The organism is Plantactinospora sp. DSM 117369 (genome assembly GCF_053764795.1).
In genome coordinates this window covers 4,664,415-4,691,000 of sequence record NZ_CM132446.1, presented here as the reverse complement: position 1 = coordinate 4,691,000, position 26,586 = coordinate 4,664,415, and the positions used below count along the sequence as shown (strand labels likewise).

Here is a 26,586-nt window from a genome sequence, read left to right as displayed (position 1 = left end):
CGGCGGACCGGTGGGCGCCGGCGGCGCTCGGTAGTCGTCGGCGGCGGGGCCCGCTCCGACCGGCGGCATAGGTGCGGGCGGCTCGGCGGCGCTCCCGGGGCCCGGCGGCGGTCGGCCCGGTCCCGGGTGTCACCGAACTCGCCGGTCGGAGCTGCGCGGGCGGTACGACCGGGCCGGATCGCCCCGACCCGGGCCGTACCGCCCGCCGATTCAGCTCGCGGTGCAGGACAGCGTGGGCGCGCTGTTGGTGCCGGTCCACGACCCGAGGAAGCCGAAGGTCGTGCTCGCCCCGGCGGCGAGGCTGCCGTTGTAGCTCACGTTGCGGGCGGTCACGCCCGACCCGCTGCTGGTCACGGTCGCGTTCCAGACCTGCGAGACGCGCTGGCCGTTGGCGAAGGTCCAGGTCACCGTCCAACCGCTGATGGCCGAGCTACCGGCGGTCACCCGTACGTCGCCCTGGAAGCCACCGGCCCACTGGCCGGCCACGGCGTACGTGGCGGTGCAGCCACGGCTCCCGCCCGGCGGGGTGCCGGTGGGGGTCACCGGCGGCGTGGCCGTGGGGGTGACCGGCGGAGTGGTCGGGCCGGGTGTCCCGCTGTCGTAGATGGTGGCCTGCCGGGCGGTCGCCCTGATGCCGTTGGCGCCGTTGAAGATCCGCTCGCCCCAGGTGGTGAGCTGGGTCGGGTCGAAGCTGGTGGCCATGTCGAGGATCGGGTCGGTGTTGCCGCTCCACGACCAGCCGAGATAGCCCAGGCCACGGGCGTTCGCCTCGGACAGGATCGTCTCGTGGTCCACCTCGCCGGAGTTGAACCGCCAGCCGAACTCGCCGATGACCAGCGGCCAGCCGTTGGACTGGAAGCGGTTGAGGTAGTCGGTGATGCTGGCGGCGGTGTTGAAGACCGCGTACATGTGGATCGACAGCACGGTGTTGCGCTGGCTGTCGGCGTCCAGGATCGCCTGGGCGTTGTCCCGCATGACGTACTGCCAGTCCTGGCCCCAGTTGGGTCCGTCGACCATCAGCAGGTGCTGGAAGCCGTTGGCGCGCATCCTGGCGATGGCCCCGGTGGTGGCGGCGGTCCACTGCCCCGCGTCGGTGTTGCCGATCGGTTCGTTGCCGATGTTGATGACGACGTAGTTCTCCTGGCCGACCAGTGCGCTCTTCTGGCTGATCCAGTAGTCGACCGCCTCGTCGAGTGAGGCGGCTGCCGCCTCCTCGCCGTAGCCGGTGGTGTCGTGCACCTCCAGGACGCAGATCAGCCGGTTCTGCTTGCACAGCGAGATCACGGCGCCGACGTCGGTGGACGGGCCCCACCGCTGGCCACTGCCGAGTACGACGCGCACGGTGTTGGCACCGAGCGCCTTGATGTTGGCGAACGAGCTGGTCTGGTTGGTGTACCAGACGTGCGGATGGTTGACGCCGCGCATGACGAACGTCTGGCCGTTCGCCTCGACGATGTTCCGGCCGCTGACGTGCAGGCCGACGGCGGCATCCGCCGGTCCGACGGAGATCAGGACGGAACTGGCGACCGCGAGCAGGACGGCGCCGAAGGCAGCGAGTCGTCTCTTCATGACCTACCTCGAGCTGAGGCCCCGGTACCGGGGCAGGGCGGACTGGCCACCGGCGCGGGCCCCCGACGATCGCTGCCCTGCTCTCGGGGGTGGGATGGGCACAGTCCGTTGGCGCGTTACTGGATGATCCGGCTCGTGGACGCACGGTACGCTCCGGCGCGCCCCGACGCAATCCATGCCAATCGATGCCCAGGTTGCCGCGCCCGGTGCGTCGGCGCCGCGTCGTCCCGGCGGCCGCCTGGTCGACGCATATAGTGTTCTCTATGCGCAGCCAAGCGGTGATGCCGCTCGACGAGGCGCGGGCCTGGCTCGCCGAGGTCATCTCCGGCACCGACCGGCTGCGGATCGAGACCGTCGACGGTGCCCGGGTGGTCTGCGCCGCCGGCCCGCACGGCCTGGAACGCCGGCTGGACGGCGCGATCTCCGGACCGGCGATGTTCTGGGCGATCGACCTGACCGGCTTCGTCGCGGTCAACGTCCTGGTCGGCCCGACGCCCGCGATGGCGCTCGCGCACAGCAGCGTCAGCTTCCTCGAACCGGCCGAGCCCGGAATCCTGCGGGTCGCGGCCGAGGTGGTCAAGCTGGCCAGCCGGTCGGCGGTGGTGGAGGTCCGGGTCAGCGACCGTCGTGAGCACCTGGTCGCGATCTCGACGCTGCACTTCGCGCTCCCCTCCCGGGCCACCCGGCTGGCGCTGGCCGACGGTCACGCCGAGACGGTGGCCAGATAGCTACCGCGCTGCCACGGATAGCCCGGCAGGGAGACGACCGCGCGGCCCGGCGGGGTCGGCACCGGCTCGTCGGCGTCGAGCGGGCGGACGGCCGGATGCGCCGAGCCGGCGGCGAGCGCGGTCAGCGCCGGCACCGCGTCGCGCGGCTCGGCGGCGCGTACCCAGACCGCGTGCTTCAGCCGGGTACGTCCGGCGGTGGCGGTGCCGGCGAAGGCGGGAAAATCGCGGTCGGGCAGCGTGCCCAGGTGCTCGGCGTAGCGGCGGGCCAACGCGGCCAGCGCGGCCGGGGTGGCGGCCGAGACCAGGAACCCGGGTGCCGCCGGCAGCTCCACCGCCGGGTCGACCGGCGGGGCCGGGGAGAGCACCGCGTACGCGTTGGTGCCGCTCATCCCGTACGAGCTGGTCGAGGCGCAGGCGCCGAGCCGGCCGTCCCAGGGCACCGGTTCGACCGGGATGTCGATGCCGGTCCCGGAGAGGTCGATCCGGGGATTCAGTGTCCGGTAGTTCGCCTGTGGCGCGATGGTGCGCCGGACCAGGCAGAGGATCGCCTTCACCAGCCCGAGTACCCCGGCCGCCGCCTCGGTGTGCCCGACGTTGCCCTTCACCGAGGCCACGTAGAGCGGCCGGTCGTCGCGGCGGCCCAGCGCGGCGACGATCGCGGCCATCTCGACCGGGTCGCCGAGCGGGGTCCCGGTGCCGTGCGCCTCGTGGAAGCCGATCTCCTGCCCGGAGACCCCGGCGGCGGCCAGCACCGAGTCGATGAGTTTCGCCTGCGCCGACATGTTCGGCGCGGTGAACGCCGACGTCCGACCGTCGTGGTTGATCCCGGTGCCGCGCAGCACCGCGAGGATCCGGTCCCGGTCCCGGCGGGCGTCGGCCAGCCGCTTCAGCACCAGCATGCCGCACCCCTCGCCCCGGACGAACCCGTTCGCGGCGGCGTCGAACGGGCGCGAGCGGCCGTCCGGCGACAGCGCGCCGGTCTGGTTCACCCAGCGGGTGGTGCTCGGCGCCAGGATCAGGTTGACCCCGCCGGCGACCGCGGTGTCGCAGTCGCCGGCCGCCAGCGCCCGGCCTGCCTGGTGCACCGCCACCAGCGACGACGAACAGGCGGTATCCAGCGCGAAGACCGGCCCGTGCAACCCGAGGGTGTACGCGACCCGGCCGGCGGCGAAGCTGTGCCCGTTGCCGATCGTCGAGTACGGGTTCGGCTCGCCGGAGAGCCACTGCCGGTAGTCCCGGCCGGTGATCCCGACGAAGACGCCGGTGCCCGCCGCCACGTCGGCGACCGGGATCGCGGCGTGTTCGAACGCCTCCCACACCACCTCCAGCAGGAGCCGGTGCTGCGGGTCGAGCACCCGGGCCTCCTTCGGCGAGATGCCGAAGAACTTCGGGTCGAAGTCGAACGGGGCGTCCAGGTAACCGCCCCGGGTCACCATGCCGTCCCACTGCGCCCCGAACGCGCCACGCCGGTCGGCGGGCAGCTCGCCGGTGAGGTCACGGGCGTGCACGACGGCCGACCAGTACGCGTCGAGGCTGCTCACCCCGGCCGGCGCGCGGACGGCCATCCCGACGACGGCGATCGGTGCGCTCACTAGCTCACCCGGTACATCCAGCCGGCGGGGTCGGCGGTCCGGCCGTACTGGATGTCCAGCAGGTGCTCGCGGAACTGCTGGGTGTACGTGCCCGGCTTGCCGTCGCCGACCGTGCTGGAGAACTCCTCGCACTTGAGCCCGACGATCGGGGTGATCACCGCGGCGGTACCGGCCGCGAACGCCTCGGTGATCGATCCGCTGGCCAGCCCGTCGCGCAGTTCGGCCATGTCGATCGACCGCTCGACCGGCGCGAGCCCGTGCTCGGCGGCCAGCCTGAGCACGCTGTCCCGGGTCACGCCGTCCAGGATGGTGCCGAGGGTCGGGGTGACGAGCTGCTGGTCCCGGGTCACGAAGAAGACGTTCATGGTGCCCGACTCGTCGATATTGCGCCGGTTCTCCCCGCCCAGGTAGAGCACCTGGTCGCAGCCGTGCTCCACCGCCTCGGCCTGCGGGGCCAGGCTGGCGCCGTAGTTGCCGCCGCACTTCGCCGCGCCGGTGCCGCCGATCGACGCCCGGCTGTACCGGGTGCTGATCCAGAGCGTCACCCCGGTGACGCCGTTGCGGAAGTACGGCCCGGCCGGGCAGGCCAGCACGCAGTAGCTGACGTGCTTCGCCGGGCGTACCCCGAGGAACGCCTCCGAGGCGAACATGAACGGCCGGAGGTAGAGGCACTGCTCGCCGCCGTACCCCGGCACCCAGGCGTCGTCGGCGCGGACCAGCGCGGCGACGCTCTCGACGAAGGTCTCCTCGTCCATCTCGGGCAGCATCATCCGGCGGGCCGACGCGGCGAACCGGCGGGCGTTGAGCGCCGGCCGGAACAGCCAGACGCTGCCGTCGGCGTGCCGGAACGCCTTGAGTCCTTCGAGGATCTCCTGCGCGTAGTGCAGTACCGCCGAGCCGGGGTGCAGGGTGAACGGCGCCAGCGCGGTCACCCGGTGGTCGTGCCATCCGGCGTCCGGCGTCCAGACGGCCGTCGCCATGTGGTCGGTGAAGTACCGGCCGAACCCGGGATCGGCGAGGATCTCCTTCCGGGTCTGCTCCGGAGTCGGGTGGTCGGTACGGGTCAACGGAAACTGAACTGTCATTCGCAATCTCCCGGCGAGGGTGCAGCGGTGAACACGGCGACGCAATTCTGCCCGCCGAAGCCGAACGCGTTGGTCAGTGCGGTCCGCACCGGCATCTCCCTGGCCTGGTGCGGCACGTAGTCCAGATCGCACTCCGGATCCGGCTGGTGCAGGTTGATGGTCGGCGGCACCAGCCGCTCCCGGATCGCCATGGCGCAGACCATGGCGCCGAGCGCACCGGCGGCCCCGATCAGGTGGCCGAGCATCGACTTCGGAGCGCTGACCGCGACCCGGTCGGCGGCCCCGCCCAGCGCCGAACGGATCGCGACGGTCTCGGTCAGGTCGTTGGCCTTCGTGGAGGTGCCGTGTGCGCAGATGTAGTCGACGGCCTCGGGGCGTACCCCGGCGCGCCGGAGGGCCTGCCGGATCGCCGCGGCGGCGTGCGCCCCGCCCGGCCGGGGCGCGCTGACGTGGAAGGCGTCGGAGGTCAGTGCCCCGCCCGCGACGGCGGCGTACCAGGTCGCGCCGCGTCGCCGGGCGTGCGCGGCCGACTCCAGGACCATCACGACCGCGCCCTCGCCGAAGACGAACCCGTCCCGGTCGGCGGCGAACGGCCGGCTGGCGCCGCTCGGGTCGTCGTTGCGCTCCGACATCGCCCCCATGCTGACCAGGCCGGCGAACATCACCGGCGTGATCGCCGCGTCGGTGCCACCGCAGACGACCACGTCGGCCTCGCCGGCCCGGATCAGCCGGGCGGCGTCCAGCAGCGCGTAGGTGCCGCTGGCGCAGGCCAGCGCGCTGGCGTTCACCGGACCGTGCGCGCCGAGGTCGATGGCGACCTCGCAGGCGGGCATGTTGGTCAGCGAGGCCGGCACGAAGTGGGCGCCGGGCGCGGCCGGGTCGGGCCCGGTCAGCCTGCGGGTGGCCGCCTCGACCGTGTCGAAGCCCGCGACCGCGGCGTTGACCACCACACCGACCCGCTCGGCCAGGTCCGGGGCGATGGTGAGCGCGGCGTCGGCGACCGCCTCCCGCGCGGCGACCACCGCGAACTGGCTGAACCGCGCCATCCGGCGCATCCGCTTGGCGGTGAAGTGCTCCTCCGGTACGAAGCCGCGCACTTCGGCGGCGATCCTGGTGGCCAGGTCACCCGCGTCGAACGTGGTGATCGGGCCGACGCCCGACTTGCCGGCGAGCAGACCCTGCCAGGTGCTGTCCCGGTCGAGGCCGAGCGGCGTGACCGCGCCGATGCCGGTGATGACGACGCCGTCCGCGATCATCCCCCGAGAACTCCCGTTCTGCACCGACATCCCTCCAACTACTCAGCGCACACTACCGGTCGCCACAGGTGCACCTGAGATCGACCCACGATAATGATTCCGGTCCCCGCCCGCTCACCCGGACCGCCCGGATCCGGTGGCGACGACGGTGGCGTCCCGCCACGCGTCGAAGCCGGCGCCGACCCGGCGGACCGGCTCGCAGATCACGTACTCGGCCGGCGCCACCAGGCCGGGCCGGCCGGGCAACGCGTCGAGTACCCGCCGGTGCAGCTCCTCGGGCGAGATCCGCCCGGCGGCGACGTACGCGGTCAGCTCCCGGGCGCCCCGGGGATCGGCCCGGTCCGGCGCGAACACCCCAGTCGCGGCACCACCGGCAGCCTCGCGTACCAGCTCCGCAATGTCGTCGGGGCGGACCCAACCGTCCGGGGTACGCACCCAGTCCGGGCCCCGCCGGGCGGGCGTCATGCCGATCCGGGCGGCGATGTCGGCGGACCGGACCTCGCCGGTGACCGCAGCGCAGAGCAGCGTCTCGATCCCCCGCACGATCACCTCGCCGAGCGCCCCCGGCAGGTACGCCGTGTCGACCAGCAGCCCGAGCCGGCACACCCCGCCGCCGGGGTTGCTGGCGGCGACCATGAACTTCATGTCGTGTTTGGACAGCGGGTCGAGCCGGGTGTACCGGGACTCCCGGCGGAGCCGGTCGAGCCGCACCGCCGGAAGGTCCGGGCTGGCCGCCGGCCAGTCACTGCCCCGGTGCCCGTTGTTGAAGTACGCCGACAGGTCGAAGCCGACCCCCCGGCGCCGGCCGGTCTCCGCGAGCAGGGCGTCCAGCGCGACCGGGTCGTACTGGGCGCGGCGGTAGGCGTCGAAGGCGGGACGGTGCACCTGCCGGACGGTGTCGAGCAGGTCGGTCTCCGGCACCGGGAACGCCAGGAAGGCGTCCTGGGCGTTGATCGCGATCAGCTCGCGGCTGCGCCGGTCGAGCCGGTTACCGGCGATCAGCTTGAGTACGCAGGTGTGGTGGCCGTTGTACGCGGTCAGGATCATCGCGGTCAGCCCGAGCAACACGCTGGAGAAGGACGTCCGGGTACGCGCCGCGAGCCAGGACGCCGCCTCGGCGGCCGCGACGGAGTCCAGCAGGTGCCGCTCGATGGGATGGTCGCCGGTCTCCGCCCGGGGCAGGTCGAACATCGAGGCCGGCGCCGCCGACAGGGCGTCCTCCCAGTGCCGCAACGCGAGCCGGCCCTGCCGTTCGCCGTCGGGTGAGGACTGCAGGACGGCCTGCTCGACCGGCTGGAAACCGGCACCGGCCGGTCCGACCGGCGTGCGCGTCGGTGCCGCCCCGGACCCCGCCCGGCTCGGCTGCCGGTCGTCCGCGGACTCGTGCTCACCCGCACCCCCGCCGAGATGCGGGTCCGCCGGATCGTCGGCGAGCTGTTCGCGCAGCAGGTCGACCAGGGTGGTGAACGCCCAGCCGTCGAGGGCCAGATGCGATCCGACCAGCGCGATCCCGGTCACCAGGCCGGTCCGGTCGACGGTCCAGCCGAGCCGAAGCGGCCACTCGACCTCGTGGTCGAACGCGGCGTCGGCCAGCCGCGCGGTCAGCTCGTCGAGGACCTGGGCGGGCTCGGCCCGGTCGTCGAGCACCGTGACGTCCAGGGAACCCGAGGCGGCGACCCGCTGCCGGGGCCCGTCGGCGGCGTCGACGTAGTGGCTCCGCAACGCCTGGTGCCGCTCGACCAGGGTACGCAGGGCCGACAGCACCCGGGCCCGGTCGGTCGGCGCGGCGAGCACCAGCGTACCGGTGAGGTTGAACTGGTTCGCCTCCTTGCCGAACCACTGGATCGGGCCCCACATCACCCGCTGGGCCCAGGTCAACGGCGCGGTGGCCGGCTCGCCCGCGGCGAAGTCGAGGCGGACGCAGTCCGGCCCCGTCGCGGTACCGGCCCGGCCGGTCTCGGTCTCGGTCACGTCAGTCACTCGGCTTCTCCCGCTCAGGACGTTCCGGTCCGGCCGTCCGCGCCGGCCGGCGCGGACGGCCGGACCTCGGGGTCAGCCGCAGCGGCAGGTGGTCGAGCCCCCGGAACGCCGGACTCTGCACCTTGACCAGCTCGCCGATCAGCTCGATGTCGTCGGTGCGCTCGATGAGCAGGCGCAGGAACGTCGCCGCCTGGAGCCGGGCCAGGTGCGCGCCGACGCAGGTGTGGATGCCGGCCCCGAACCCGAGGTGGCCGTCGGTGATCCGGTCGATCCGGTACTGGTTGGGGTCCGGGAAGCGGCGCGGGTCCCGGTTCGCCGCCGCGAACGACAGCTCCACCCGGGCGTCCTTCGGGATCCGGGTGTTGCCGACCAGCACATCGGTGGTGGCGGTCCGGAAGACGTTCTGCACCGCCGGATAGAACCGGGCGGTCTCCTCGATCGTCGCCGGGATCAGCTCGGGCCGCTCGCGCACCATCCGGAACTGGTCGGGGTGGTGCAGCAGGGCGTCCACCATGCTGCCCAGGAAGTGCGTCATCGTCTCCTGGCCGCCGACCAGGAGGGTCAGGCAGAGCCAGAGGATCTCGTCCTCGCTCACCCGGTCCTGCTCCACCGCGAAGAGCTTCGAGACCAGGTCGCCCCGGGGTGCCTGGGCGCGCCGCTGTTCGAGGACGCCACGCAGGAAGCCGGTGAGGCCGGCGACGGCGGAGAGCGTCTGCTTGGCGGCCTTGAGCCGGAGTGCCGACTCGGCGGGATCGTCTGGTTCGAGTTCGGCGCGCGGCCCGACCCGGGCGTTCGGGATGAAGCTCTCCAGCACTCCGGCGGTGAGCTTGAGGGTCGTGAGGTCGTCGCCCGGTACCCCGACGATGGTGGTGATGACCCGAACCGGCAGCGGGATCATCGCCTGCTGGACGAGATCGACGTCGCCCATCGCCACCGCCTCGTCGAGCAGCTCGCCGCAGGCCCGCTCGATGAAGGTGCGCCAGACCTGCACGCCCCGGGGCGAGAAGGCGTGCCTGATCAGCCCGCGCAGCCGGGTGTGGTCCGGCTGGTCGATGCCGAAGAGCACCGGCAGCGCCGAACGGTGGTAGGCGATCCCCTCGGCCGAGGAGAGGCCCGGGTGGTCCTTCGCCGCCGCGCGGACGTGGTCGTAGCGGATCACCAGCCACATGTCCCGCTGTTCCAGGTACAGCGGCTCCTCGTGCCGGAGGAGTTCGGCGTACGCCGGGTACGGGTCGTCCATGGCTTCCGGGGAGAACGGGTCGAACTCCCCGGTGTACGTCGCACTGGTCACTGCGATCTCCTCCTTACCCTGGGTCGGGCGGGATCGGCTGCCCTGGTCATCGGTACGCCCTGGCCTGCAGGTCGAACATCTCCGCGTACCGGCCGCCGGCGCCGACCAGCTCGGCGTGGCTGCCGACCTCCTCGACGCGGCCGTCGGCGAGTACCACGATCAGGTCCGCGAGCCGGACGGTGGAGAACCGGTGCGACACGAAGACGCTGACCGCACCGGTACGCCGGCCGACCCGGGCGGCCTGCTGCCGGTAGCGTTCGAACAGCGCGTGTTCGGCCTCGGCGTCCAGCGCCGCGGTCGGCTCGTCGAGCACCACCAGCAGCGGGTCGTCCCGGATCAGCGCCCGGCCGAGGGCGAGCTTCTGCCACTGGCCGCCGGAGAGTTCGACGCCGTCGGTGTAGCTCTTGCCGAGCGGGGTGTCCAGGCCCGCCTCCAGCGCTCCGGCGAGGTCGCCGGCGCCGGCCCGGTCCAACGCGGTCCGCACCGCCGCCTCGTCGTCGAGCCGGGGCAGGTCGCCGAGGCCGACGGTGTGCCGGGCCGGCAGCTCGAACCGCACGAAGTCCTGGAAGCCGGCCGCGATCCGCTCGTGCCAGCCCGGCGCCGACAGCTCGGCCAGGTCGGCGCCGTCCACCAGGATCCGGCCGGCGGTCGGCCGGAGCAGACCGCAGATCAGCTTGACCAGGCTGGTCTTGCCGGCGCCGTTCTCGCCGACCACCGCGACCGTGCTGCCGGCCGGCAGGTGCAGATCGAGGTCGGCGAGCACGGTCCGGTCCGCACTCGGATACCGCAGGGCGACGCCGACCAGCCGGATGCCGTCGCGCAGCCGGTCCGGCGGCGGGTCGAGGGTGCCGGGCGACCGGGCGGGAGCTGGCTCGTCGGCCCGGACCAGCTCGTGCACCTCGTCGAGCCGCTGGTAGACGCTGCGCAGCCGCTGGAGGTCCTGCAACACCCCGACCGCCGCGGCCACCTGCTGGTTGACCTGGGCGGCGATCGCGATCACCAGGATGACGTCACCGGCGCTGCGGCGCCCGGCGACGGCGTCGCGCAGGATGACCAGTACCGCGACGATGTAGCCAGCCGCGAAGGCCGACTGGCCGAGCATCCGGACCAGGCTCGCCACGGTCTGGCTGCGGCACAGCCGGCCGGTGGCGTCCTGCCACAGTCCACGGTGCCGGTGCCGCACCTCGTTCTCCAGGCCGAAGACCCGCAGCTCCTTGCTGGCGGCGGCGGAGGTGGCCAGCCGGAACAGCCCGAGCGCCCGCCGGATGGTCTCGGCGGTGGCCTCCCGGCTCCGGTCCACCATCCGCTCCGCCCACCGGCCGGCCAGCAGCGGCGGTACGGCGACCAGCGGCAGGAGCAGCAGCAGCGGGTGCAGCGAGCCGAGTACCGCCGTGGTCAGCGCCATGGCGACGGCCAGCCCGACCCCGGTCAGCACCGCCTGGAGGCCAACCCGCAACTGCTCGATGTCCTGCTCCAGCACCGCGACCTTGTCGGCGAGGTCGGGCCGCTCGTGGTGCGCCATCCCCGGCGACCCGTTGGTGGCCGCCATTAGCTCCTGGTGCAGGTGCAGCACGTCCAGTTCGGAGAGTTCGAAGTAGGCGATGTGCGCGAAGTGCCCGAGGGTGAGTCCGGAGATCAGCAGCACGGCCACGCCGATCCCGGCCAGGCTCGCCGCCACCGGGCGCCCGGCGCTCGCGGCGTCGAAGAGGGTACGCAGCAGCACCGCCACCAGCGGCCAGGCCGCCGCACCGGCGACCACCAGGGCCAGCGCGGTGACCGCCTTGCGCCGGTCCTGCCGCAACGACGTCCGCCACAGGGTCCAGGCGGCCGACAGCAGTCCTCGACTCATCCGACCCTCCGCTCTCCGGCGGTGCCCACCGGGGCACGGTCGGGCCCGTCGCGGAACCGGGCCGCCTGAAGTGCGAAGAGCCGGGCGTACCGGCCGCCCCGGCGCAGCAGTTCCTCGTGCGTACCCTCCTCGGCGACCCGCCCCTGCGCGAGTACGACGATGTGGTCCGCCCGGCGGACGGTGCCGAACCGGTGCGAGATCAGCACCTTCGTCACCCCGGCCGTGGCGGCGACCACCTCGTCGAAGAAGCGTGCCTCGGCCCGGGCGTCCAGGCTCGCCGTCGGTTCGTCGAGCACGATCACCGAGGCACCGTGCCGGACGGCGAACAGCGCGCGGGCGATGGCCAGCCGCTGCCACTGGCCGCCGGAGAGCTCCACCCCGTCGCGCAACTGGCTGCTCAGTGGCGTTTCCAGGCCGAGCGGGAGTGCGTCGAGCGCGTCGAGGATGCCGGCGGCCTCGGCGGCGGCCCGGATGCCGGCCCGGTCCCCGGCGTACTCGACGGCGCCGAGCGCGATGTTCTCCGCCGCGCTGCTCGGGTAGCGCAGGTAGTCCTGGAAGATGACGGCGAGGCTCCGCCGCCAGCGGGCCGTGGGGATCTCGTCGATCGGGCGCCCGTCGACCGTGATCCGGCCCGAGTCCGGGATCGCCAGCCGGGTCAGCAGCTTGACCAGGGTCGTCTTGCCGGCGCCGTTGAGCCCGACGATCGCGGTGCAGGCCCCGGGGCGCAGGGTCAGCTCCAGGTCGGTGAAGACCGGGGTGGCCCGGTGCGGATAGCGGAACGACACCGACTCGAAGCTGATCGCGGCCGGGACGGTCGGTCCGGCGCCGGGTCGCGGCGCGGGTGCGGCGGTGCCGGGCGGTCCGGTAGCCGCGGCCGGGTCGGCCGAGGCGCGCATCCCGGCGTCGAAGTCCCGCACCGCCCGGTAGGCGTTCATGCCGAACTGGGTCTGCACGTCGGCCTCCGGATAGAAGTCACCCAGCTGGATCGCCGCCAGGGTGGCCTGGACGACCAGTGCCAGTTGGGTGAGGTCGACCTGCCCGGTCGCACCGCCCCGGCCCAGCGCGGCGAGCAGCGCGACCACGACCAGCAGCCCGAGCGCGGTGTACCCGAAGTAGGGCTTGAGGTAGACCCGGCGCCGCTCCGCCCAGACCGGACGCATCCAGTCCAGGTACGCCGACCGGTACTGGTCGCGCAGCCAGGGCAGCAGGCCGAAGATCCGGATCTCCTTGGCCGCTGGCAGGCCGGTGGCGACGCCACGGAAGTAGCTCAGCTTCCGTACCCGGGGCACGATCGAGCCGTAGATGGCAGCGTACTTGCGCAGGCCGCCGCGTTGGCCGTGCCGGAACACCAGGACGGCGACGAGCAGCCCGATCCCGGCCGGCCAGGAGAAGACGGCGCCGACCACGGCCGCGTACCCGGCAAGTTGCCCGTAGCGGGCGACCAGGGCCAGCATCCCTGCGCAGGCCGCCCCGGGGCTCTGGATGCCGTGCTCGACCTCGCGGGACGCCTCGGTGAGCTGGTCGAGCCGGGCCTGCTCCTCCAGTGGCGCCATGCTGACGCTGCTCAGCGCGGCGTCCATCAGCTCGTCCGCGACCTCGCCGTCAATCCGGCGCTGCACCAGCAGCCCGGTCGCGGTCTGGAGCTGCGCCAGCAACTGCTGCGCGCACAGCGCCCCGGCCGCGACCACGAACGCGGTCACCAGCCGGTCGAAGGCGGCCGAGTCGACGCCGTCGCGGACCGCGGCGGGCAGCCGGCCGACCAGCAGGCTCGTCTCGACGACGAACAGCACCGGTGCGGCGGCCAGCAGCAGGTTGTTGAGTGCCGCGACGGTCACCGCCGGCCACCCGGCCCGGGGCAGCAGCCGGAGGATCCGCCAGCGGTCGGCGGCGACCCGCCGGAGCACCCCGAGCGCGGAAGCCCGCTCCGAACTGCTCATACCTGCTCCTCGACCCGGTCTCGTCCGCGTACGCCGGAGAACGCCTGTGCGGCGGCGTAGCCCTCGTCGAACGCCCGGACGGCGTCCAGCCCCGACGTGTCCCGGGCGCCGCCGACGACCCGGTACCAGACCCCGGTGTGGCGTACCGTCGCCACCAGGGCGTCGTTGCGGAGCTGGCCGGCGGCGATCACCACCGTGTCGGCGGGCACCGTCCGGGGCGTCCCCTCGGCATCGACCAGGTGCACCCCGTCGGCATCGATCCGCAGGTCCCGGACCCCCGGCAGGATCCGCACCCCCTGGTCCCGCAGGGCCGCGAGGATCGCCCACCGGGTCGACCGGCCCAGCCGAGGCCCGAGCCGGTCGCCCCGGTGCAGGACCGTCACCTGCCGGGCCGGACGGTCTGACCCGGGATGGCTGGCCAGGTGGGCCAGGTCCACCGCGACGCCGCCGCCGCCGACCACCACCACCCGCTCCCCCAGCGCTCCGGGGGAGAACGCCGAGGCGTAGTCACACACGTGCGGCAGGTCGGCACCGGGGATCGGCACCGGTCTCGGCAGTACCCCGGTGGCCAGCACGATCCCGTCGTAGCCGCTGAGCAGGCCGTGGTCGGCGGCGGTGACCGGCCGGCCGGTGCGGATGTCGCCGCCGAGCCGGGTCAGCTCCGCGACCAGGTAACCGATCGCGTCGGCGTAGTCGGCCTTGCCCGGCACCCGGCAGGCCAGCCGGAACTGGCCACCGAGGTCCCGGTCCGCCTCGTAGACCGTCACCCGGTGCCCGGCCAGCGCCAGCCGGTGGGCGGCGGTCAGCCCGGCCGGGCCGGCGCCGAGTACCGCGACCGTGCCGGGCCGCCCGCCGTGTTCCGCCGCCGGCACGGGCTCGCGCCCGACGGCCGGGTTGACCATGCAGGAGACCGGGCTGTCGACCAGCGAGCGGTCGATACAGGCCTGGTTGCAGGCGACGCAGACGTTGACCGGCAGGCCCCGGCGGGTCCGGTCGACCAGTGCCGGATCGGCGAGGAACGGCCGGGCCATCGAGACGAACTCCACGGAGGTACCGGCCAGCACCGCCTCGGCCTGGGTCAGCCGGGTGATCCGGTTGCTCGCCATCACCGGTACCGTGCCGACCGCCGCCTTGACGGCCGTGGCGACCGGTACCCAGTGCCCCGGCGGCACCACCGCCTGGACGGTGGGGGTCGGCGACTCGTGCCAGCCGACCCCGACGTTCAGGGCGTCGGCCCCGGCGTCGGTCAGCGCGCGGGCGAACCGGAGTACGGTCTCCCGGTCGGTGCCCCCGGCCATCAGGTCGGCGCCGGTCATCCGCATGATCACTGGAAAGTCGGGACCGACCGCCTCGCGGACGGCCCGGACCACGGCGACACCGAACCGCATCCGGCGTACCGGGTCGCCGCCCCACTCGTCGTCGCGATGGTTGGTCAGCGGGGAGAGGAACTGGTCCACGAGGTACCCCTCGGAGCCCATGATCTCCACTGCGGCGAAGCCGAGTTCGCGGGCCTGCACGGCGCCCCGGGCGAAGTCCCGGACGGTGCGCTCCACCTCTGCACCGGGCAGCGCCTCCGGAAGCTGCCGGGAGAACGGGCTGAACACCGCGGACGGCGCGACCGGCCGGGGGCCGGCCGGGCCCGGCTTGGCGTACCGGCCGGCGTGGAAGAGCTGCAGGGCGAGCAGGCCACCGGCCTGGGCCACCTCGGTGGCGACCCGGCGCAGCCGGTGCCGGAACGCCGGGTCGGTCAGCACGCCGTACCCGGGACCGCCGGCACCGGCCGGGCTCACCGCCGTGCCGCCGGTGACCATCAGCCCGGCACCGCCCCGGACCCGGGCCAGATAGAACGCGGCCAGCGCCGCTCCCCCGTCGTCCCGGGTCTCCCAGCCGAGGTGCATGGCGCCCATCACCACCCGGTGCGGCAGCACCAGCCGGCCGATCCGGCCGGCCCGGAAGACGTGTTCGAGCCTGCTCATACCAGCGGTGCGCTCAGGTCCTGGGTGAACGGCGGGGCGACGATCGACAGCCCGCCGTCGACCACCAGCGTCTGCCCGGTGACGTACTCGGCCGCCGGGGAGAGCAGGAACGCGACGACGTCGGCGACCTCCTGGGCGCTGCCCATCCGGCCCTTCGGGATCCGGGGCAGCACGGTGTCCAGCGGTGCCATCCCGGGGACCTGGTAGAAGTACTCGGAGGACTCGGTCTCGATGATGCCACCGTTCACCGCGTTGACGTTGATGCCCCGGCCGGCGAACTCGACGGCCATGTAGCGGACCCACGCCTCGATGGCGGCCTTGGCCGCGCCGAGGTTCGCGTACGTGGGATAGGCGCGGATGCTGCCGTAGCTGGAGAGCGCCACGATCCGCCCGCCGTCGCGCATCAGCCGTACCGCGTGCTGGGCGCCGAGCACGAAGGAGCGGGTGTTCATCGCGTAGGAGCGGTCGAGGTGGTGCTGCTTCAGATCGAGGATGTTCTTGAAGGAGCTGGCCGCCGCGTTGCAGACGAAGAAGTCGAGCCGGCCGAACTCCGCCTCCACCGCCGCGAAGAGCCGGTCGATCTCCTCGGGCTGCTCGACGTCGGCGGCGACGGTGAGCGCCGTGCCGCCAAGCTGGATGATCTCCTTGCGGGTCTGCTCCGCCAGCTCCGCGTTCTTCTTGTAGTTGACCACCACCGTGCCGCCGCCCCGGGCCAGGGTCAGCGCCAGCGCCCGCCCGATGCCGCGCGAGCTGCCGGTGATCAACGCGGTCGTACCCTGATAACTGGTCACCGGATCCCTCCCAGGATCTCTCGGGCGATCACGGTCTTCTGGATCTCGTTGGTGCCCTCTTCGAACCGCTGGGCGCGGGCGTCCCGGTAGACGCGTTCGATCGGGCTGCTCTCCCAGTAGCCGATCCCGCCGTGCACCTGGAGCGCCTTGTCGGTGACCCGGGTCAGCATCTCCACCGCGACCAGCTTCGCCATCGAGGAGAGCGCCCCGGCGTCGGTCCCGCCCGTCTCCCACCGCCGGGCGGCGTGCAGGGTGAGCTGCCGGGCGGCCTCGATGTCGGCGGCGTTCTCGGCGAGCGCGAACGACACCGCCTGGCGGGCGGCGAGCGGCTTGCCGAAGGTGACCCGCCGGCCGGCGTGCGCGACCGCCAGCTCCTGGGCCCGGCGGGCCAGGCCGACGCAGGTCATCGCGACCCCGATCCGGCTCGGGGTGAGGAAGCCGCCGAGCGCGACCGCCAGCCCGGCGCCCTCCTCGCCGAGCCGGTTGGCCACCGGTACCGGCGCGCGGTCGAAGACCAGGTGGGCGTGATCGGTGCCGCGTACGCCCATGGTGTCCGGCATCGGCTCGACCCGAACCCCGGGCACCTGCCGGGGCACCATCAGGGCGACGGTGCCGTCCTTGCCGCTGGTGCCCGCGAGCCGGGCGAAGAGCAGCCAGTAGTCGCAGCTCGCCCCGAAGGTGATCAGGTGCTTCTCGCCGGAGAGGTGGTAGGTGTCGCCGTCCCGGACCACGCTGGCGCGCAGGTCCGCCCCGGTGCCGGCGGTCGGCTCGGTGAGTGTGAACGCCACCCGCAGGTCCCCGGCGACCTGCGGCAGCACGAACCGCTTGCGCTGCTCGTCGGTGGCGAACTGGTCCATCGCCCGCCAGACGCCGTTGCAGACGTGCACGATCATCCGCAGCGAGGCGTGCGACATCGAGAAGAGTTCGAGCAGTTCCAGGTAGCGGCTGAAGGAAAGGCCGGCGCCGCCGTACTCGGCGGGGGCGGCCAGCCGGAGGTAGCCCCGGTCGCGCAGCTCGGTCCAGAGTTCGGGTGGGACCTCCCGGGCACGCTCGATCGTCGCCGCGTACTCCTCGCCGGGTCCGCGTACGAAGGACTCGACCTCGCGTACCAGGGTCGCGAACGAGGGGTCGTCGTTGCCGTTCACTGCTCCTCCTCGCCGAGTGTGTTGCGCAGCCGCTCCCGCAGCACGTACTTCTGCACCTTGCCCACCACGTTGCGGGGCAGTTCGGGCACGGTCTCCAGCCGCTCCGGCCAGTACTGCTTGGCCACCCGGTGCTCGTCCAGGAACCGCCGCAGCTCGGCGAAGGTGAACGGCTGCCTCGGCACGACGAAGGCACAGGCCCGCTCGCCGAGCCGCCGATCCGGCATCGCGACGATCGCGACCTCGCGGACGGCGGGGTGGCCGTGCAGCAACTGTTCGACCTCGGCCACCGGGATCTTCTCGCCGCCCCGGTTGATCACGTCCTTCACCCGGCCGGTGATCCGGACGAAGCCCGCCTCGTCGATCACCGCCAGGTCGCCGCTGCGGTACCAGCCGTCCGGGGTGAGCGCCGCCGCCGTCCACTCCGGATGGTCCAGGTAGCCGGCGAAGAGGCAGGTGCTGGCCACCTCGAAGTTGCCCTCCGCCCCGGCGGCCAGCACGTTGCCGTGCTCGTCGGTCACCCGCAGCCGTACCCCGGACAACGCCCGGCCGTCGGTGCCCCAGGCCCGGGCGGGTTCGTCGGTGGGCGCGGAGAGCGAGCCGAGGCAGGACTCGGTGGAGCCCCAGGCCCCGCAGACGGCCGCCTCCAGGGTCCGGGTGGCCCGCTCGGCCAGCGCGCGCGGCACGGCGGCGCCGGTGGCGACGAAGACCCGCAGGGCCGGCGGCGGCTTGCCGCCGTCCTCGACCGCCTCGACCAGGTCGGCCAGGAACGGGGTGGCGGCCTGCACGAAGGTGCCGCCGGTACGGTGCAGCGCGGTCAGGGCGGCCGGGCCGTCCCAGATCGGTTGCAGCACCATCGGGGCGCCGAGGACGACGCCGAGCCACATCCCGTAGAGGAAACCGGTCTGGTGGGCCAGCGGCGAGGGGATGAAGAGCCGGTCCTCCGCCGTCAGTCCGAGGTGCCGGGCCTGCATGGCGGCGGCCCGGGTCAGCGTCGCCATCCGGTGCAGCACGCCCTTCGGCTCCCCGGAGGTGCCGGAGGTGAAGAGGAGCTGCGCGAGGGCGTCCGGGGCGGGTGCCCGGGCGGCCAGGGTCGCGGCGTGCGGGCGCTGCCGGGCCAGCGCCTCGGCGAACCGCTGCCACCGTACGCCGCCGGTGCCGGCCGGCAGCGGACCGGTGCCGCCGACCACGAGTACGTGGGCCACCTCCGGCGGGTCGGGCCGGTCCAGCACCGATGCGGTCTCGGCGACGTACGCCCGGCCCCGGAACTCGGCGCAGATCACGAGTACCCGGGCCCGGGACCGGCGCAGCAGCGACTCGACCTCTCGCTCCCGGAAGAACGGCATCAGCGGGCAGCAGACCGCCCCGATCCGGGTGGCGGCCAGCGCGAGCACCACGAACTCGGACCAGTTCGGCAGTTGCCAGGCGACCACGTCGCCCGGGGCGACACCGAGCTCCAGCAGCAGGGTCGCCGCCTGGTCGGCCCGCCGGTCGAGGTCGCGCCAACTCAGTACCCCACCGGGCCGGCCCGGCGACTCGATTTCGACCACCGCGTCGGCGTACGGGCGCTGCCGGGCGTGCCGGCGGACCAGCTCGGAGACCGGGGTCGCGGCCAGCCGGGCCGGCGTGGGCAGGGCCGGCCGGCGCGGCGTACGGGTGACCCGGGAGCGGTCCACCGACATGTTCAGGCCGATCGAGTTCATCTGGTCGAGGAACTGCGGATAGGAGATCCGGTGCGCGTTCGGATAGGTCAACCGGCTCTGCCCGCCGGCCCGGGTGGCGGCCACCGCCAGCGCCATCAGCACCCGGTGGTCGTTGAACGACGACAGGTCCGCCTCGCGCAACCGCGGGACGCCCTCGCAGACCAGCCGGTCGCCGTCCAGCCGCAGCCGCCCGCCCATCCGGTTGAGTTGCAGCATCGCGGTGACCCGGTCGGACTCCTTGAGCCGGACGTGCGCGACGTGCTCCAGTACGGTGCTGCCGTACGCGTGCGCGCCGAGCACACTGAGTACCGGCAGCATGTCGGGGACGGCCCGGCAGTCGACGCGGACCGGATCGAGCCTGGACCCGTCGTGCCGGACCCGGAGGAAGCCGGTCGCCGGGTCGCGCAGCAGCGGCAGGCCCATCACCCGCAGGCTGGCGAAGAGGTCGGCCTCCGGATGGTCGAGCTCGCCGGGAGCGACCGCCGGCAGGTTGCGGAACAGCACGTCGGAGGGGTGCAGGGCGGTCGCGGCCAGGCCGAACGCCGCCGCGCCGACGTCCGGCGGCAGGTGCACCACCGCCGGGGTGGGCCGCTGTCCGGGCTCGATCTCGAACCGCCGCCCGCCGCCGTGCACCGCCACGTGCAGGCCGAACCGCCGCATCATCGCGATCGTCAGGTCCACGTAGCTGCGCTCGTTGAACGGGCCGACCACCTCGACCACGGTCGGGCCGGTCGCGAACGCGCCGACCAGCAGCAGACTGGAGATCCACTGCGAGAGGGTGCCGGGGATCTCCACCCGGCCCCCGGCCGGCGGGCGGGCGGCGACCCGGATCGGCAGGAACCCGTCCGCCGAGGTGATTTCCACGCCGATTCCGGCCAGCGCGTCGAGCAGCGGCCGGATCGGCCGGCGCCGGAAGTACTTCTGGCCGGTGATGGTGACCGGGGTCTCGGCCAGCGCGGTCAGCCCGGTGAGGAAATACAGCGTCGTACCGGAGCTGCCGACCGAGATGTCCGGGCGGCGCGGCCGGTAGCGGCCGCCGCGTACCAGGAAGGTGTCGCCGGTGACGGTGACCGAGGTGCCGAGGTCGCGCAGGGCCCGGATGGTGTGCTGCACGTGGCCGGCGCCGCAGCCGCCGTGGATCCGGCTGGTCCCGTCGGCCAGTGACGCCAGCATCAGCGCGCGGTGGGCGTGGTATTTCGACGCCGGTACGTCGAGTTCGCCCACCAGCGGTTCGCTCGTCCCCTTGACGACGAGACGCACGTTCCCTCCCCGCGGTATGTGGTCAGCCGGCCGTGACATCCGGCCGCGACGCCGTGCTGCCGGCGGCCGGGTCGACTCCGCCGAAGACGGCGTGCATCCCGCCGTCGGCGTGCACCACCTGCCCGGTGGTGTGCCGGGACAGGTCCGAGAGCAGGAAGAGCACGGCCCCGACCACCCGGGCCGGGTCTGCCCGGTCCCAGCCGAGCGGCGCCCACCGCTCGTACTGCTCGGCGAGCGCGGCGAAGGTGCCCACGCCGCGCGCCGAAACCGTCTCGATCGGGCCGGCGGCCACCAGGTTGACCCGGATGCCGGACGGTCCGAGGTGCATCGCCAGATAGCGGGCGATCGCCTCCAGTGCCGACTTGTAGACGCCCATCCAGCCGTAGCCGGGTAGCGCCCGGGCGGAGTCGACGGTCAGCCCGACCACCGCACCACCGCCGGGCGCCCGCGCCAGCAGCGGCGCCAGTGCGGTGCTGAGCTGCTGGAACGAGTACGACGATGCCCGGAACCCGTCGAGCACCTCGCCGGCCGGCGTACTGCCGAACCCCGGGCCGAGCGCCTCCGGCGGTGCGGCGGCGATGCTGTGTACCACCCCGTCGAGGTGCCCCCAGCGGCGTTCGACCGTGCCGGCCAGCGCGTCGACGCTCTGGTCGGACATGACGTCCAGCTCCAGCACCTCGGGGCGGGACGGCAGCAGTTCCGCCACCTTGCGGGTGATCCGGGCGACCCGCCCGTACGAGGTCAGCACGACCTCGCAGTTCTCCCGTTGCAGCGCGGCCGCCACGTGCCAGGCGATCGACTCGTTGTTCAGGACCCCGGTGACCAGGTAGGTGCGCTTGTCCAGGCTCAGCAGCGAGGTCAACGCGACACGCCCGCCACGATCCGCTCGACGAGTTGCCCGATCGTGACGTCAGCCAGCTCGCTGCGCGGGATCTCCACCTTGTATTCCTTGGCCACCATGGCCATCAGGTCGGCGACGTCCAGCGAGTCGATGTCGAGCTTGTCGAACTTGGCGTCCAGGGTGATCGCCTCCTCCTCGACGCCGAGGTCGATCAGCTCGGCGCGGAGGCGCTCCTCGACGGCGGAGGCGGTGACGGAGGTCGATGGCGAGGACATAAGCGGGCTCCTTCGGTCGGATCGGGTGGCTAGGCCGCCATCGGTGCGCGGCGGGCGAAGTTGGCGGAGTGCAGTTGCGCCCAGTACCACTGCCGCCAGTAGCTCTCGGCCAGGTCCAGCCAGGTCTCCAGCCGGCCCACGTCGTCGAGGAACCGGTTCATGCTGACCAGCAGCCAGCTGTAGACGCCCTGGCTGTCCCGGCAGTCGGCACAGTTGCCGGAGGTGCAGCAGAACTGGAGGGTCTGGTAGTCGGCGCCGTAGACCGCGAAGCCGTCCAGCACGGGATTGCCGTTGCGGATCCGCTCGGCGTGGTCGGGGTGGTCGACGCTGATGCTCGGGCAGACGTCGTAGCCGAACTGCCCGCCCCAGTGGGTACGCCCGGAGATGAGCGTCTCGATGAAGTACGGGTGGCTGACCACGGTCTCCGGATAGGACTCCTTGACTCGCAACGCCTCGTCGAGGGTGCGCCGCTCGTTCTCGATCCGCAGCGCGTGGTCGCTGCCGTGCGCGGAGTAGAAGTTGAAGGTGACCTGGTTGCCGTTGTCCCGGATCGCCCGCACGGTCGGCTCGACGTACTGGAGGCCCTCCTCGGAGAGCGCGAAGACGAAGATCACCCTCGGGTCGTTGCGGTAGTGCCCGAGCGCGGTCTCGAAGAGCCCGGAGAAGGCCGAGCCGTTCACCCGGTACCCGCGCAGGGCGTCGTCCAGCGGGCCGCCGCCGAACAGGCTGATCGCGACCGCGACGTTCTCCAGCCCGGCGCGCGGCACCGGCCGCAGCCCGTTGGTCGAGATGGTGATGTACGGCAGCCGCTCGACGAACGGCGCGATCCGCGCGGGTACCAGCGTCGGCTCACCGCCGATCAGGGTCGCCTGGGTGACACCCCGGGCGACGAGCGAGTCGACGAACTCGGCGATCAGCACCGGGTCCGAGGTCTCCCGGACGGCCCCGTCGAAGCCTCCCTCGAAATACCAGCATCCCTTACAGCGGATGTTGCAGGTGGTGGTGAGGTGCACCTCGCAGGCGCTGACCCGCAGCCCGATGTCCCGGACGGCCTGGAGCCGCTCGGCCAGGTCGGGGCGGCCGGCCAGCAGCGACTGGAGTTTGGCCTTCGCCTCCCGGCGGGACGGTGTCCGTGGATTGATCACGATCGGCGTGGGCATGGCACGACGTCCTTTCGGGTCCTCGGGTCCGGCTGCTCGGCGCGCAGGTGCACCTCTTCGACCTCTGCCCGCGGTCCGCCGTGGCCGCAGGCGGCAGGTCGGGGCGCGTGCGCCGCGCGATGTTCGGGCTGAGAGGTTCAGTCGGGCACGACGAGGCCGAGGGCGTGGATGCGCGGGGTCACGGTCTTCTCCCACTGCGCCAGCGCCTCGGCGTTGGTGGTCCTGCGCAGCCCGTACCGGACCGCCCGCTTGGCGCGCTCGGACTCCGGGGTGCCGAAGAGGTCCCGGAAGACCGGCCAGAGCCGGTTCAGCCCGGCCTGCAACTGCGCGCGACCCTCCTCGGTGGTCGCCAGGTTGCGGCAGACCCGCGCGCCGTGCGCGATGTGGATCTTCTCGTCGAGGATGATCGTCCGGACGGCGTCGGCCCAGGGCTTGTAGCTGCCCTGCGCGAACTCCTTGATCATGATCAGCGCGCTCTCCTCGCCGATGTAGGAGTAGATCCCCCGCTCGGCCCAGGTCGTGCACTCGTGCAGCCGCTTGTCCGCGAAGAGCCGGCGTTCCTCGATCGTCTGGCTCTCCATGTGCGAGGTGTCGATGCCGATCTCGGCGAGTACGCGCTTGCCGATCTTGTAGTGGTCGTACTCCTCCGCCGCGCGTTCCGCACACACCTGGCGCTCCTCGGCGTTCGGGGCCAGCGGCAGGAACATCATGGTGTAGTCGTCCCCGCCGGAGAGCTCGCCCTCCGTATTGATCATGATCTGGCTGATCAGCGCCTTCTGATAGCCGCGAGGCATGCGCTTCAGCTCTTCAGGGGTGCGGACTACGACTTCCTCGTCGTCGAAGATCTGGACTGACATGGAGAACCACCTCGCGTCGACAACCACACACTATTGGGACCAAAAAGGAATCTGCATTCTCGTCGCTAAACGTTGTTGTAACTTGCCCGCCACACCCTTTTTACAGATGTCCCCCCGTTCCTCCGGAGTGCGGTCGCCATACCGCTTCAGGTCAGGTGTGCGATCGCCAGTCGCTGGACCTCCGGTCGCTGGATCTTTCCGAGTGGCGTACGCGGAAAGCTGTCGACCCCGATCTCCTCGATGGCGACGAACCGGCGCGGCACCTTGAAGGTGCTGAGGTTCCTGCGCAGCGTGCCGCGCCACTCGTCCTCCCGGGCGACCGCGCCGGGGAGCAGGCGGTAGACGAGCACCAGCTCCACACCGGTCACCGGGTGCGGCAGGGCGGCGACCACGGCATCCTCGACGCCTTCGAGCTGGGGCACGACGTTCTCGATCTCGGCCGGATAGACGTTCTCGCCGCTGACGATGACCATGCTGTCGATCCGGTCGACGATGGACAGCTCGCCGTTATCGTCGAGATGTCCCAGGTCACCGCTGCGGACCCAGCCGTCACCGCGCCGCTGCCGGGTCAGCTCGGGCGCGTTCTCGTACCGGGTGAAGATGCTCGGGCCGCTCAGCAGCACCTCGCCGTTCTCGCCGGCCGGAACGTCGCGGCCGGCCGGGTCGACGACCCGGACCCGGGCGAACGACACCGGCGCTCCGGCGGTACGCGGCTCGCCCGGCTTGCGGTCCCGCGGTTCCACGGTGGTCAGCGAGGTCATCTCGGTCATGCCGTACACCTGGTAGACCGGGATGCCGAAGGTGCCCTCGAACCGGTGGATCAGTTCCGGGCTGAGCGCCGAGCCGCCGGCCAGGACGCCCTTGAGCCGGCTCGCGGCCGGTCGTTCCGGGCGTTCGACCAGGTTCGCCAGGTAGGCGTTGACCACCAGGGTCCAGGTGGGGTGGTAGCGGTCGACGTAGTGCCAGAACCGCACCATCGCCAGCTCCGAGCGTACGCAGGCGGTCCGGCCGCCGGACCAGAGCGGGGTCAGGGTCGGAAACCCCTGGCCGCCGGCGTGGAACAGCGGGACGACGTTGAGCAGGACGTCGTCCGGGCCGGCGTCCGCCCAGTGCACCATCGCCAGCGAGTTGGCGAGCAGGGCCCGGTGGGACAGCACGACGCCCTTGGGCGTACCGGTGGATCCCGAGGTGTAGACGATCTCGGCATCGCGACCGCCGTCGTCGCCGCGTCCGGCCAGTTCCCCCCGGTACGCCGCGCCCCGGGCCAGGATGTCGGCGAGGACCGCCGCCTCGTCGTCGACGGATCTCCAGCGCAGATCCGCCCGCAGCCGTGCCGGCGTCGATGCGGGTCCGAACCCGAACACCGGCCCGGAGTGGGCCAGGAGTGCGTCCAGTTCGCCCGCCCCGGACTTCGGGTTCAGTGGTACCAGGGTGCGCTGCGCGGCGATGACGCCGAGGAACAGCAGCGCCGCCAGGGGCGAGTTGTGCATGACCGTCGCGACCCGGGCCCCCGGCGGCACGTCGTACTCGTCGAGGAGCGCGGCGCAGCCCCTGGTGAAGGTCAGCACGTCCGCGAAGGTGACGGCGGGGCCGCCCTCCTCGGCCGGCAGCAGGTACGGACGGTCGCCGTACGCCTCGGCGGCGTCCGAGACGAGGTCGAGCAGGTTGGTGGTGACCGCGAGATCCGGCTCGGCCAGCGGGCTAGGCGGCGGCATGGGGTTCGCCACGTCGGGTGGCCCCGGAAACGACGTCGCAGAGGCGGGTCACCGTGGGGGTGTCGAAGATGACGTCGACGACGTCCACCCCGTAGGTCGTCTCGACCCGGGTGACGATCTCCACCGCGGCGACCGAGTCCATGCCGAGTTCGATCAGATCGTCGTCCGGTCCGAGAGTAGACCGATTCAGCACTTCCGCGCAGATCGATGTCATCTGTAGTTGCAGATCGCTGGTGGTCACTTAAGGCGGTCTCCATGTCATTCCACGGGGGCCACCGCGACGTTGCGACAGCGGACTTCCCTCACCTCGGGCACTGGTCGGAAACATACCGACGACTTCCGCGTGCTGTCCAGAAGCGGATATCGCGTTATCGATCATTGGTGACACCTGCGACGGGAACGCGCCTTTAATTCGTTTGCGTCGATGTATAATCGAGCCCATGACACGGGGGCGGGGAAAGATCGAATTGGTGCTCACCGACGAGGAACAAGCCCTGTTGATCCGGGGGGCCCGCGCGGCACACTCCACGCAGGCGTACGCCCTGCGCTGCCGGATCGTGCTGGCGTGCGCCGACGGCGCCACGAACACCGAGGTCGCGGCCCGGTTCGGCGTCTCACTGCCCACGGTGGGCAAGTGGCGGTCCCGGTTCGCGGCGCAGCGGATGGCCGGGCTCGCCGACAAGCGGCGCGCCGGCCGGCCGTCGGTCCGGGCGGACCAGGTCGAGCGGGTGCTGCATGCCACGTTCGAGTCGACGCCGCAGGACGCGCGGCGCTGGTCCCGGGCGTCGATGGCCGCGCACAGCGGACTCTCCCCGTCGACGGTCGGGCGGATCTGGCGGCGGTTCGACCTCAAGCCGCACGTCCAGGACGGGTTCACGCTCGCCACCGATCCGGCGTTCGTGTCCAGGGTCGTCGACGTGGTCGGCCTCTACCACAACCCGCCGGACCGGGCGGTCGTGCTCGGCGTGGACCCTGGATCACCGACGCGGGCCGGAGACCGCTGCCAGCCGACCAACCCGGCGACGCCCCGAAATCCGGTACCGGACCTGTGGCGCCCCGGCCCGGCCAGCCGGTTCGGCACCTTCGACCCCACTGACGGCATCGTGACCGGCCAACGGCACCGCCGTAACCGAGGCGTCGAATACCGGAGGTTCCTCGTCGCGATCGAGAGGGCCGTGCCCGCCGGGTTGGAGGTGCACGTCGTCTGCGACAACCAGGACCTCCACCGGGCGCCGACGGTCGGGACGTGGCTGGACCGGCGCTCCCGCTTCCACGTCCACCTCACACCGGCCGGCTGGTCCTGGCTCGACCAGGTGGAACGCTGGTTCGCCCTGGCCGCCGAGGATCTCCTCGGGCCCGGCGGGCACCCGGGTCGGCGCCCCGGCAACCGAGACGTCCGCGGATGGGTCGACACCTGGGCCAACAGCCCGAACCCCTTTGTATGGACCAGAACCATCGAAGACATCCACAATTCAGTCGCCAGATTTCTTGAAAGGACTTCCGACGCACCTGCCGCCGCCGACTGACCGGTCAGACGCCGGGGGCGGTGCGGGCTAACCGACATGTGAGACGGCTTCGG

General features: G+C 72.6%; 20 protein-coding genes. 2 read left to right on the top strand and 18 right to left on the bottom strand.

Translation table 11 applies throughout. The annotated features are described in order from the left end of the window. Positions 1-210: 210 nt before the first annotated feature. Entirely contained in the window at positions 211-1,569 is a 1,359-nt protein-coding gene (locus ACSMXO_RS20325; RefSeq protein WP_455418957.1) for a cellulase family glycosylhydrolase, read from the bottom strand. 263 nt (positions 1,570-1,832) lie between these two features. Here ACSMXO_RS20325 and ACSMXO_RS20320 point away from each other — a divergent pair, with 263 nt between their 5' ends. Further along, positions 1,833-2,297 (top strand): PaaI family thioesterase, encoded by a 465-nt coding sequence (locus tag ACSMXO_RS20320; RefSeq protein ID WP_455418956.1) that lies wholly within the window; start codon positions 1,833-1,835, stop codon positions 2,295-2,297. On the opposite strand, the gene ACSMXO_RS20315 is transcribed toward ACSMXO_RS20320, so the two are convergent. The 17 genes from ACSMXO_RS20315 to ACSMXO_RS20235 form a co-directional block, all read right to left on the bottom strand. Next, a complete protein-coding gene (locus ACSMXO_RS20315; RefSeq protein ID WP_455418955.1) occupies positions 2,273-3,889 on the bottom strand; it encodes a beta-ketoacyl [acyl carrier protein] synthase domain-containing protein in 1,617 nt (538 codons plus the stop codon). The genes ACSMXO_RS20320 and ACSMXO_RS20315 overlap by 25 nt on opposite strands. After that, positions 3,889-4,974, bottom strand: a complete 1,086-nt coding sequence (locus ACSMXO_RS20310; protein ID WP_346262661.1) for a branched-chain amino acid aminotransferase — start codon at positions 4,972-4,974, stop codon at positions 3,889-3,891. Before ACSMXO_RS20310 ends, ACSMXO_RS20315 begins: the two co-directional genes overlap by 1 nt. Next, the gene (gene fabF / locus ACSMXO_RS20305) at positions 4,971-6,230 is read right to left on the bottom strand and encodes a beta-ketoacyl-ACP synthase II (RefSeq protein WP_455418954.1); all 1,260 of its coding nucleotides are present in this window, start codon (positions 6,228-6,230) and stop codon (positions 4,971-4,973) included. The genes ACSMXO_RS20310 and fabF overlap by 4 nt, the downstream gene beginning before the upstream one ends. A 114-nt stretch (positions 6,231-6,344) precedes the next feature. Beyond that, positions 6,345-8,210, bottom strand: a complete 1,866-nt coding sequence (locus tag ACSMXO_RS20300) for a hypothetical protein (RefSeq protein ID WP_455418953.1) — start codon at positions 8,208-8,210, stop codon at positions 6,345-6,347. After that, entirely contained in the window at positions 8,203-9,501 is a 1,299-nt protein-coding gene (locus ACSMXO_RS20295) for a cytochrome P450 (RefSeq protein WP_455418952.1), read from the bottom strand. The genes ACSMXO_RS20300 and ACSMXO_RS20295 overlap by 8 nt, the downstream gene beginning before the upstream one ends. 46 nt (positions 9,502-9,547) lie before the next feature. Continuing rightward, positions 9,548-11,350, bottom strand: a complete 1,803-nt coding sequence (locus ACSMXO_RS20290; protein WP_455418951.1) for an ABC transporter ATP-binding protein — start codon at positions 11,348-11,350, stop codon at positions 9,548-9,550. Next, positions 11,347-13,287, bottom strand: a complete 1,941-nt coding sequence (locus tag ACSMXO_RS20285; RefSeq protein ID WP_455418950.1) for an ATP-binding cassette domain-containing protein — start codon at positions 13,285-13,287, stop codon at positions 11,347-11,349. The genes ACSMXO_RS20290 and ACSMXO_RS20285 overlap by 4 nt, the downstream gene beginning before the upstream one ends. Beyond that, the gene (locus ACSMXO_RS20280) at positions 13,284-15,263 is read right to left on the bottom strand and encodes an FAD-dependent oxidoreductase (RefSeq protein ID WP_455418949.1); all 1,980 of its coding nucleotides are present in this window, start codon (positions 15,261-15,263) and stop codon (positions 13,284-13,286) included. The genes ACSMXO_RS20285 and ACSMXO_RS20280 overlap by 4 nt, the downstream gene beginning before the upstream one ends. After that, positions 15,260-16,054 (bottom strand): SDR family oxidoreductase, encoded by a 795-nt coding sequence (locus ACSMXO_RS20275; protein ID WP_346262654.1) that lies wholly within the window; start codon positions 16,052-16,054, stop codon positions 15,260-15,262. The genes ACSMXO_RS20280 and ACSMXO_RS20275 overlap by 4 nt, the downstream gene beginning before the upstream one ends. Then, a complete protein-coding gene (locus ACSMXO_RS20270) occupies positions 16,051-17,199 on the bottom strand; it encodes an acyl-CoA dehydrogenase family protein (RefSeq protein WP_346262653.1) in 1,149 nt (382 codons plus the stop codon). Before ACSMXO_RS20270 ends, ACSMXO_RS20275 begins: the two co-directional genes overlap by 4 nt. Beyond that, positions 17,196-20,159, bottom strand: coding sequence for a 3-phosphoshikimate 1-carboxyvinyltransferase (gene aroA / locus ACSMXO_RS20265; RefSeq protein WP_455418948.1), 2,964 nt, complete (start codon positions 20,157-20,159; stop codon positions 17,196-17,198). Before aroA ends, ACSMXO_RS20270 begins: the two co-directional genes overlap by 4 nt. 22 nt (positions 20,160-20,181) lie before the next feature. After that, a complete protein-coding gene (locus ACSMXO_RS20260; RefSeq protein ID WP_346262651.1) occupies positions 20,182-21,021 on the bottom strand; it encodes an SDR family oxidoreductase in 840 nt (279 codons plus the stop codon). Beyond that, positions 21,018-21,275 (bottom strand): acyl carrier protein, encoded by a 258-nt coding sequence (locus ACSMXO_RS20255; RefSeq protein ID WP_346262650.1) that lies wholly within the window; start codon positions 21,273-21,275, stop codon positions 21,018-21,020. Before ACSMXO_RS20255 ends, ACSMXO_RS20260 begins: the two co-directional genes overlap by 4 nt. Positions 21,276-21,304: 29 nt before the next feature. Further along, the gene (locus ACSMXO_RS20250; RefSeq protein ID WP_346262649.1) at positions 21,305-22,435 is read right to left on the bottom strand and encodes a radical SAM protein; all 1,131 of its coding nucleotides are present in this window, start codon (positions 22,433-22,435) and stop codon (positions 21,305-21,307) included. A gap of 137 nt (positions 22,436-22,572) precedes the next feature. Then, positions 22,573-23,292, bottom strand: a complete 720-nt coding sequence (locus ACSMXO_RS20245; RefSeq protein WP_346262648.1) for a Phenylacetic acid catabolic protein — start codon at positions 23,290-23,292, stop codon at positions 22,573-22,575. A gap of 146 nt (positions 23,293-23,438) precedes the next feature. After that, complete coding sequence (locus tag ACSMXO_RS20240; protein WP_455418947.1) at positions 23,439-25,007, bottom strand: class I adenylate-forming enzyme family protein; 1,569 nt, start codon at positions 25,005-25,007, stop codon at positions 23,439-23,441. Further along, a complete protein-coding gene (locus tag ACSMXO_RS20235; RefSeq protein ID WP_346262646.1) occupies positions 24,994-25,248 on the bottom strand; it encodes an acyl carrier protein in 255 nt (84 codons plus the stop codon). Before ACSMXO_RS20235 ends, ACSMXO_RS20240 begins: the two co-directional genes overlap by 14 nt. Before the next feature lie 199 nt (positions 25,249-25,447). Here ACSMXO_RS20235 and ACSMXO_RS20230 point away from each other — a divergent pair, with 199 nt between their 5' ends. Beyond that, on the top strand, positions 25,448-26,533 hold the full coding sequence (locus ACSMXO_RS20230) for an IS630 family transposase (RefSeq protein ID WP_455418946.1): 1,086 nt from the start codon (positions 25,448-25,450) through the stop codon (positions 26,531-26,533). The last annotated feature ends 53 nt before the right edge of the window (positions 26,534-26,586 follow it).